This window comes from Vibrio sp. Sgm 5 (genome assembly GCF_026241575.1).
GTDB classification, from domain to species: Bacteria; Pseudomonadota; Gammaproteobacteria; order Enterobacterales; family Vibrionaceae; genus Vibrio; species Vibrio jasicida.
Genome location: NZ_JAPHPY010000093.1, coordinates 1 through 8585, shown reverse-complemented (window position 1 = coordinate 8585; position 8585 = coordinate 1). Strand labels below are relative to the sequence as shown.

The 8585-nt window shown below is 46.1% G+C and carries 8 protein-coding genes; 5 read left to right on the top strand and 3 right to left on the bottom strand.

Annotated features, from left to right (window positions below):
* Nucleotides 1–138 precede the first annotated feature (138 nt).
* Entirely contained in the window at nucleotides 139–1623 is a 1485-nt protein-coding gene (locus OQJ86_RS25600; protein WP_104046246.1) for a carbon starvation protein A, read from the bottom strand.
* A 316-nt stretch (nucleotides 1624–1939) separates the two neighbouring features.
* On the opposite strand from OQJ86_RS25600, the gene OQJ86_RS25595 reads away from it, so the two are divergent.
* Together OQJ86_RS25595 and OQJ86_RS25590 are read left to right on the top strand one after the other, a co-directional pair.
* Nucleotides 1940–2281: a DUF2799 domain-containing protein gene (locus tag OQJ86_RS25595; protein ID WP_009707688.1), complete on the top strand. Its 342-nt coding sequence runs from the start codon at nucleotides 1940–1942 to the stop codon at nucleotides 2279–2281.
* Between the two features lie 110 nt (nucleotides 2282–2391).
* Nucleotides 2392–2721: a hypothetical protein gene (locus OQJ86_RS25590; RefSeq protein ID WP_265992011.1), complete on the top strand. Its 330-nt coding sequence runs from the start codon at nucleotides 2392–2394 to the stop codon at nucleotides 2719–2721.
* 88 nt (nucleotides 2722–2809) lie between these two features.
* Here OQJ86_RS25590 and murQ read toward each other — a convergent pair whose 3' ends face one another.
* Together murQ and OQJ86_RS25580 are read right to left on the bottom strand one after the other, a co-directional pair.
* Nucleotides 2810–3736 (bottom strand): N-acetylmuramic acid 6-phosphate etherase, encoded by a 927-nt coding sequence (gene murQ, locus OQJ86_RS25585; protein ID WP_005440589.1) that lies wholly within the window; start codon nucleotides 3734–3736, stop codon nucleotides 2810–2812.
* 64 nt (nucleotides 3737–3800) lie between these two features.
* On the bottom strand, nucleotides 3801–4913 hold the full coding sequence (locus OQJ86_RS25580) for an anhydro-N-acetylmuramic acid kinase (protein WP_248872960.1): 1113 nt from the start codon (nucleotides 4911–4913) through the stop codon (nucleotides 3801–3803).
* Nucleotides 4914–5013: 100 nt separating this feature from the next.
* On the opposite strand from OQJ86_RS25580, the gene nagZ reads away from it, so the two are divergent.
* The 3 genes from nagZ (at nucleotide 5014) to tyrA (ending at nucleotide 8463) form a co-directional block, all read left to right on the top strand.
* Nucleotides 5014–5997, top strand: a complete 984-nt coding sequence (gene nagZ, locus OQJ86_RS25575) for a beta-N-acetylhexosaminidase (protein ID WP_248872959.1) — start codon at nucleotides 5014–5016, stop codon at nucleotides 5995–5997.
* Between the two features lie 239 nt (nucleotides 5998–6236).
* Entirely contained in the window at nucleotides 6237–7310 is a 1074-nt protein-coding gene (locus OQJ86_RS25570) for a 3-deoxy-7-phosphoheptulonate synthase (RefSeq protein WP_265992007.1), read from the top strand.
* Nucleotides 7311–7335: 25 nt separating this feature from the next.
* A complete protein-coding gene (gene tyrA / locus OQJ86_RS25565; RefSeq protein WP_038866413.1) occupies nucleotides 7336–8463 on the top strand; it encodes a bifunctional chorismate mutase/prephenate dehydrogenase in 1128 nt (375 codons plus the stop codon).
* Nucleotides 8464–8585: the final 122 nt, after the last annotated feature.

Below are 8585 nucleotides of genomic sequence, written 5' to 3'. Positions count from 1 at the left end.
TCACACACACGTGAAAGAGTTCAAAAAAAATACCCAAGCTACAAGCTTGGGGATTTGTGTATAAGAGACAGGCGATAGGCAGGCTCTTAGCGTTATCCAGATATTGATAATGAATCGGTTAGCAAGCGAAGGATTTCATTACGCCGTTTCTGAGACAGTGTCTGGTTTATCTTCATCTGCAAGATCTGTTTCGCCTTTGCCTTTCGAGATTTTGATAACGTAAGCCGCTGCAGCAAGAGCGAACAAAATGCCAGAGATTGTCGAGATTTGCATTGGTAGACCGAAGCCTAGCGTGCTGTTGTTCAAAATGAAAGTGACACACACGGTTGTCATGAAGACTGCTGGGATAGTCGTAATCCAATGCAGTTTGTTGTGACGTAGTAGGTAAGCCGACGCAGTCCAAAGCATCATTACTGCTGTTGTTTGGTTTGCGAAACCGAAGTAGCGCCAGATGATACCGAAGTCTACTTGAGTCAGAATGCCACCGATAACGAACAATGGTAGAGCCATTAGAAGACGGTTACGCAGTGTTTTCTGTTCCATACCGAAGTACTCAGCAAGAATCAGGCGGCTTGAGCGGAATGCTGTGTCACCTGATGTGATTGGCAGAATAACAACACCAAGGAAAGCAATCACACCACCGAATACACCCAGTAGACCGAATGAAGCGCTGTATACCACGTTACCAGGACCACCGTTTTTCACTGCTTCTGCAAGACCATCAAGCGTACCGAAGAAAGACAGAGCGATAGCACACCAGATTAGCGCGATAACGCCTTCACCAATCATTGCACCGTAGAATACGAAGCGACCGTTCTTCTCATTTTCCATACAACGCGCCATCAGTGGAGACTGAGTTGCGTGGAAGCCAGAGATAGCACCACATGCGATAGTGATGAATAGTGCAGGCCATAGAGGCATATCGTTCGGGTTCAAGTTAGTCAGCATGTCGCTTATTTGGAAGTCACCCATCACAGTGTGTTCGCTAGAGAAAGCAATAGCAGTCATTAGACCTACAGACATGAAGATCAGTAGTGCGCCAAACAATGGGTAGAAACGACCGATGATTTTGTCTACGGGAACAATTGTCGCGATGATGTAGTAAGCGAAAATCAACACAACCATGGTTGTCATGCTTACGCTAAAGCTCGTTTGGTCGTTGATTAGGTTTGTGATCATGCCTGCTGGCGCTGATACGAATACCACACCAACAAGAAGCAATAGGACAATGGCAAAGATGTTCATAAAGTGTTTTGCGCCATTACCTAGGTAGCGACCCGTAATTGTTGGTACTGATGCACCACCGTTACGAACAGAAAGCATGCCTGAGAAGTAATCGTGTACCGCGCCTGCGAAGATACAGCCGACAACAATCCAAAGCATTGCAGCAGGACCGTATAGGGCACCCATGATTGGGCCAAAGATAGGACCAACACCTGCGATGTTCAGAAGCTGAACAAGGTAAACACGCTTGGTTGACATTGGAACGTAGTCAACGCCGTCCGTTTTAGTATGAGCTGGCGTTTGACGATTCTCATTGATGCCGAAAATCTTCTCAACGAAAGCACCGTAGATGAAGTATCCACCGATGAGGGCTGCGACACAGGTTAGAAACCACATCATAGCAATTGTCCTTGGTTTGTTAGGTAGGGTAATTTTTTAAGCTCAGGATGTATGGTATTCATCTCTTTTGTTAAGCGCATTCGCTCTATGGATGAGTGGTCGAATAGAGAAGCGAGTGGTCGATATAACGGTTAAGTGGTTTTATCGTTTGCCTAGTGGTCGTGCTTAGGACTGAGCGGTTCTATCAACGATTAAGCGGTGGTTATCAAGGGTGAGCGGCGAGTTCGAGAGTTAAGTGGTGAAATCAACAGATAAGCGGCAAAGCACAGGCTTTAGTGGTAAGCTTGTTTTGAAAACAATTAGTTAAGGAAGAATGATGAAAAAGGCAACGTTAGGCTTGGCGCTGGCTTTACTAGCAGGGTGTGCGGCAACAACGGAAGAACTGGCGCAGTCCGGAGATTGGTACCAGATCGGTTATCAAGATGGTGTCGCTGGACATACCTCTCGTACCATGAAAGAACTTCGCTCGTTAGGAAATGTAAAGCAAGGAGATTATGACCAAGGCTACCTTGAAGGGGTGACGGAATATTGTAATCCTGATTTTGCTTACCAAATGGGCTTGTCTGGTCAGTATTATGAAGGTGTATGTGAGGGAACGCCTGGAGCACAAAAATTCCGTATGGAATGGCAACGTGGCTGGAACGAATACAGCAACTAGATCTGTTTCATAATCAAGACTGTGGTTTTGCTTGTTGATCTTCTGACATTTGAATTTTATTGCTTTGCTGTACTTATGGCTTGAGATTCAATCAGAAGTGAAATAAAAACATGAAGAAGTATTTTTTGGTCGCATTAGCATTGTTGCCCTTAACGGTCGGTGCGACCAACGTGTTGAAAGAGTCGATTAAGATGAAGCGTAAATACGATCACGATAAGCATCGTATTACCAATACCATCAACAATACCAAGCGTAATATTAAAGAAGTCACTGACGGTACTTATGTCGAGAACCAAGTGAAGCGAGAAGTAAACCAAACCACTCGCAAGTACACCAATAAAGTAGAGGATGTTAAGAACATAACGAATCCTGATCACATCAAACGTAAAGCAAATGACAAGCTTAACCAAGAGTTTGATGAATGGTTGTATGAAGACTAAATCTTGATATCTAAAACAAAAAAGGAGACCACGAGGTCTCCTTTTTGTTTGTCTTGTATCTACAGGTTTGAGTTGCCGGACTCAAGATTTATTTCGGCTGGTGGTTTTCCACTGCTTTGCGTAAGAAGCCGTCTTGGTGGTGCAGGTGAGCACGAGCAGATTCAATATCAAGATCGGTCAGGATCATTAAGATCGCCAGTTTCACCTCATAACCAGTTTGTTTAAGTACGTCGGTAGCTTGTTCTTTGCTGCAATCGGTCGCTTGCATCACAATACGTGCGGCGCGTGCAACGAGCTTGTTGTTGGTTGCTTTCACATCGACCATTAAGTTTTGATAACTCTTACCCAAACGGATCATGCTGGCAGTAGTCAGCATGTTCAGAACCAGTTTCTGCGCGGTACCTGATTTCAAACGTGTTGAGCCAGTCAATGCTTCAGGGCCAACAACAGGGCTAATTGCGACGTCGGCAATGTCAGCGATTGGAGAATCTGGATTACAAGATAGTGCAATCGTGGTTGCACCGATCTCGTTGGCGTACTCCAAACCACCAATGACATAAGGCGTTCGGCCACTTGCAGCGATACCTACGACCACATCGAGATTTGTGAATTTGATATCTTTTAGGTCTTGCTCACCTAAAGCCGGCGAATCTTCCGCACCTTCTTTTGCTTTTAGAATCGCCTCTGGGCCACCTGCAATCAGACCGACCACCATCTTGTCAGATACGCCAAATGTTGGCGGACATTCCGATGCATCAAGCACACCTAAACGGCCACTGGTGCCAGCGCCCATATAAACCAGACGACCGCCGACTTTAAACGCGTCGGTGATCTTATCCACCGCGAGTGCGATTTCGGGTAAAACCTTCTCAACCGCAAGTGGTACGAGCTTATCTTGCTGATTAAGTCGCTGAACAATGTCCAGAGAGGGCAGTAAATCGATGTCCATCGTATCTGGGTTACGACCTTCTGATACTAGGTGGGCAAGAGCAGCAATAAGCGCGTCATTTGTCATAGTGGTTTAAGCCTTTTGAATACTGATTTCGATTTATTTTGTCGCTGTGTCTGGCACAACGCATTTAGTTTTTAGGATAGAGCACACCCAGCGAAGCAAGACGGCTCGCACCAGTCACTTCAGGTAAGTTGCTCGGCAGCCCGTCAATATGTCGCTGAGCAAGCCAAGCAAACGCCATGGCTTCCATGTAATCGCCATCGACACCTTTATCATCCGTTGTTGCGACTTGCCACTGCGGCAGAAGTTCCGCTAAACGTTGCATCAGTAGAGGGTTTCTCGCCCCTCCGCCACACACCAACAGCTGTGGCTGCTGACCATACGTGAATTTCTCCACTTCGTTTGCAATGGTCTTCGCCGAGTATTCACACAGCGTGCGTTGTACATCTTGTGCTGAGATATTGTGGTTGGCTAACTGATGATGCAGCCAATCGATATTGAACAGCTCTCGACCAGTGCTCTTAGGCGTCGACATGGCGAGGTAAGGCTCTGCTAAGAGTTGAGTTAGTAGTGTTGCATCGGTGTTGCCTTGCAGAGCAAATCGCGCGTCTTTGTCGAAGCCTTGTCCTGTGTGCTGTTCATACCATGCATCCATCAACATGTTGCCTGGGCCAGTATCGTAGCCGATCACTGCTTGGTCAGGATGCAGTACCGAGATATTGGCAATTCCACCGATGTTAAGCACCACGGTGGTGGAATCTTGCATGGCAAAAATACTTTTATGGAAGGCAGGGACGAGCGGTGCACCTTGGCCACCTAACGCCATGTCTTTACGACGAAAATCTGCCACGGTATCAATGCCAGTTTTGACTGCAATGATGTTGGCATCACCCAGTTGGGTGGTGAAGGGCTGTTCGCCAGTCGGCTGATGGAACACGGTTTGACCATGATTACCAATGGCTCGGATTTGCTCTGCGGAATAGCCGGATTTATCCAGTAGCTGTAAAACCGCATCGGCAAACAGATGGCCAAGTTGGTGGTCGAGCTTACCAATGGCTTTTAGATTCGTGTCTTGCCCAGTGCAAACCGACAAAAGCGTCTGCTTAATATGAGCAGGCATTGGGTAATCATCGTGTGCGAGCAAGCGAACACGGTTATCTTCAATTTCAACCAGTGCGGTATCTACACCGTCCATACTGGTTCCAGACATCACACCGATATACAGTTTGTTAAGATTCACAGCCAATTCCGTCAATTCTTCGATTCACTTATTGTAAAGCAATTCTGAAGCGAATAACCTCATCGAATACGAGATATTCAGCCGATTTTGAGGAGAAAAAATGGGACCGTTATGGGTTGATGTTGCAGGCTATGAACTGACTGCAGAAGACAGAGAAATTTTGGAGCATCCAACGGTTGGTGGTTTGATTTTATTTACGCGTAACTATCACGACAGCAAGCAGCTTCAAGCTCTTACCCAATCTATCCGCAAAGCGGCGAAACGTCCGATTTTGATTGGTGTTGATCAAGAGGGCGGACGTGTTCAGCGTTTCCGTGAAGGCTTTTCATTGATTCCTGCGGCAGACGAATACGCCAAACACCAAAACAGTGAAGATCTGGCCCGCATGGGCGGTTGGTTGATGGCTGCTGAGCTGATTGCTCATGATATCGACCTAAGCTTCGCGCCAGTGTTGGATAAAGGTCACCAATGTAAAGCGATTGGCAGCCGTGCTTTTGGTGAGGATTTAGACACCATTTTGCGTCACAGCACTGCTTATATGCAGGGTATGAAGAGTGTCGGTATGGCAACAACAGGTAAGCACTTCCCGGGTCATGGTGGTGTGATTGCTGATTCACACTTAGAGACACCGTATGACGAGCGTAGCGATATCTTTGAGCAAGACATGGCTATCTTCAAAGCGCAAATCGATGCTGGCATCTTAGACGCGATGATGCCTGCTCACGTCATTTTCCCAAATTATGATGACCAACCTGCTAGCGGCTCTGAGTATTGGCTTAAACAAATCCTGCGCCAGCAACTTGGTTTTAAAGGTTTGATCTTCTCTGATGATTTGACCATGGAAGGTGCCGCAATTATGGGTGGTCCTGCCGAACGTGGCGCACAAGCATTAAACGCTGGCTGCGATATGCTGCTGGTTTGCAACAAGCGCGATGCGCAAGTTGAGGTGCTTGATAATCTACCCATCACTTCTGTTCCCCTCGCTGATGCCTTGTTGAAGAAACAGAGCTTTTCTCTAAGCGAGCTAAAACTTTCGCAAGAGTGGAAAGATGCCTCTGAAGCTATGAAGCGATTGGTTGGCTAGCCATCTCACCCCTGAATAATGGTTTGTTCAGGGTGAGACGTAAACTTTCTAAAACATCCATTTAAAGCCGAAGTGCTCTGCATTTCGGCTTTTTCTTTTAATGTAAATTTAAATTTACACTGGATGTTTTTTATTATGTACGGTTGTAATTCTTTTTTAGCCTGTTATCTTGTCCATAAGGCTTAGTTGTCTCACCAAGGAATTGGTTGGGTGTAAAAAATAATATACAGGTCAAGGTTATGCAAAGAAGTGAATTGAGCAACATTAACATCTGCGAAGAACAAGTTCTTATCACGCCTGAGGAGCTAAAAGTTAAGCTTCCTCTAAGTGAAAAGGCCCGTCGTTTTATCCAAGATTCTCGTCAAACCATCGCTGATATCATTCACAAAAAAGATCATCGTCTACTCGTTGTATGTGGACCATGTTCTATCCATGACGTAGACGCTGCGAAGGATTACGCCAAGCGTTTAAAAGCACTTTCAGAACAACTAAGCGACCAACTGTATATTGTTATGCGTGTTTACTTTGAGAAGCCTCGAACCACGGTTGGTTGGAAAGGCTTGATCAATGACCCACACCTAGACGGCAGCTTCGACATTGAACATGGGCTGCATGTTGGTCGTGAACTGTTGGTTGAACTCGCTGAGATGGATATTCCGCTGGCAACAGAAGCTCTTGACCCAATTAGCCCACAATACTTGGCAGATACCTTTAGTTGGGCAGCAATCGGCGCTCGTACGACTGAGTCACAAACACACCGTGAGATGGCAAGTGGTCTCTCAATGCCTATCGGCTTTAAGAATGGTACGGACGGTAGTTTGGCAACGGCGATCAACGCAATGCAAGCGGCTTCTTCTAGCCACCGTTTCATGGGTATTAACCGTGAAGGTCAAGTAGCGCTTCTGACTACGCAAGGCAACCCGAATGGTCATGTGATTCTTCGTGGTGGTAAGCAGACCAATTACGACTCAGTATCCGTTACTGAGTGTGAGCAAGAGATGGCGAAGTCCAACCTTGATGCGTCCTTGATGGTGGATTGTAGCCATGCGAACTCACGTAAAGATTACCGCCGTCAGCCGTTAGTTGCAGAAGACGTGATTCACCAGATTCGAGAAGGCAACAAGTCGATCATTGGCTTGATGATTGAGAGCCATATCAATGAAGGTAACCAATCTTCTGACCTAGCTCTTGAAGAGATGAAATACGGCGTATCTATCACCGACGCATGTATCAATTGGGATTCAACTGAGGCACTATTACGTCATGCACACGAAGAGCTGGTGCCTTTCTTAGAGAATCGCCTTAAAGGCTAAAACGGAACTTATTTAAGGAACATCAATGGCAGTTGAACTTAACGCATTGCGCGATCAGATTGATGCAGTCGACAAGCAAATGCTAGAGCTACTCTCTCAGCGTTTAGCGCTAGTAGAGAAAGTGGGTGAAGTAAAAAGCGAACACGGTTTGCCAATTTACGCCCCAGATCGTGAGGCGGCAATGCTGGCATCACGACGAGCTGAAGCTGAAAAAATGGGGATCCCTCCACAGCTGATAGAAGACATTCTTCGTCGAACAATGCGTGAGTCTTATGCCAGCGAGAAAGATTCCGGTTTTAAGTGTTTGAACCCAGAATTGCGCTCAGTCGTTATTATTGGTGGTAATGGCCAGTTAGGTGGTTTGTTCGGACGTATGTTCAAACTGTCTGGATACCAAGTGAAAGTCTTGGGCAGTAAAGACTGGGAGCACGCTGACGAAATCTTAAAAGACGCTGGCCTGGTGGTCGTGACTGTGCCAATCCATTTAACTGAAGGTGTGATTGAAAAGCTCGGTAACCTGCCACAAGATTGCATTCTTTGTGATCTGACTTCTATCAAGTCCAAGCCACTGCAAGCTATGTTAAATGTACACTCTGGCCCGGTTGTTGGTCTCCATCCAATGTTTGGTCCTGATGTGCCAAGCTTAGCGAAACAGGTGATTGTGTACTGCGATGGTCGTGAGAATGAGCAATACCAATGGCTACTGCAACAGTTTGGTATTTGGGGCGCAAGCTTGTGCCAGATCGATGCGCAAGAGCACGATCATGGTATGACTTTGATTCAGGCGCTACGTCACTTTACTTCCTTCGCTTACGGTATGCACCTAAGCAAAGAAAACCCTAATATTGAACAATTGTTAAAGCTGAGCTCGCCAATTTACCGCTTGGAGCTAGCGATGGTAGGGCGTCTGTTTGGTCAAGACCCAAATCTATACGGTGACATCATTCTTTCATCACAAGAAAACATCGATATGATTAAGCGTTTCCACCAACGCTTTGGTGAAGCTTTGTCTGTTTTAGACAGTAAAGACAAGGCTGAGTTTGTCGAAAGCTTCGAGCAAGTGAGCGATTGGTTTGGTGAGTACTCTCAGCAATTCATGAACGAGAGTCAGAACCTACTTAAGCAAGCGAACGATAATATCCATCGTGGCTAATTCCCTATTTTAGATGCAAAAAGAGCAGCACATTGGCTGTAATGTCGATCAGTTAAGAAATTAATAGACTGATCAATTGAACGATCCCACCAGTGTGTAAAAATCCGATAGACCATGTCTAT

Coding starts and splice junctions, on each gene's coding strand:
- OQJ86_RS25595 (WP_009707688.1), top strand. CDS start 1,940: ATGAAAAAGGCAACGTTAGGCTTGGCGCTGGCTTTACTAGCAGGGTGT.
- nagZ (WP_248872959.1), top strand. CDS start 5,014: ATGGGACCGTTATGGGTTGATGTTGCAGGCTATGAACTGACTGCAGAA.
- murQ (WP_005440589.1), bottom strand. CDS start 3,736: ATGACAAATGACGCGCTTATTGCTGCTCTTGCCCACCTAGTATCAGAA.
- OQJ86_RS25590 (WP_265992011.1), top strand. CDS start 2,392: ATGAAGAAGTATTTTTTGGTCGCATTAGCATTGTTGCCCTTAACGGTC.
- OQJ86_RS25600 (WP_104046246.1), bottom strand. CDS start 1,623: ATGATGTGGTTTCTAACCTGTGTCGCAGCCCTCATCGGTGGATACTTC.
- OQJ86_RS25570 (WP_265992007.1), top strand. CDS start 6,237: ATGCAAAGAAGTGAATTGAGCAACATTAACATCTGCGAAGAACAAGTT.
- tyrA (WP_038866413.1), top strand. CDS start 7,336: ATGGCAGTTGAACTTAACGCATTGCGCGATCAGATTGATGCAGTCGAC.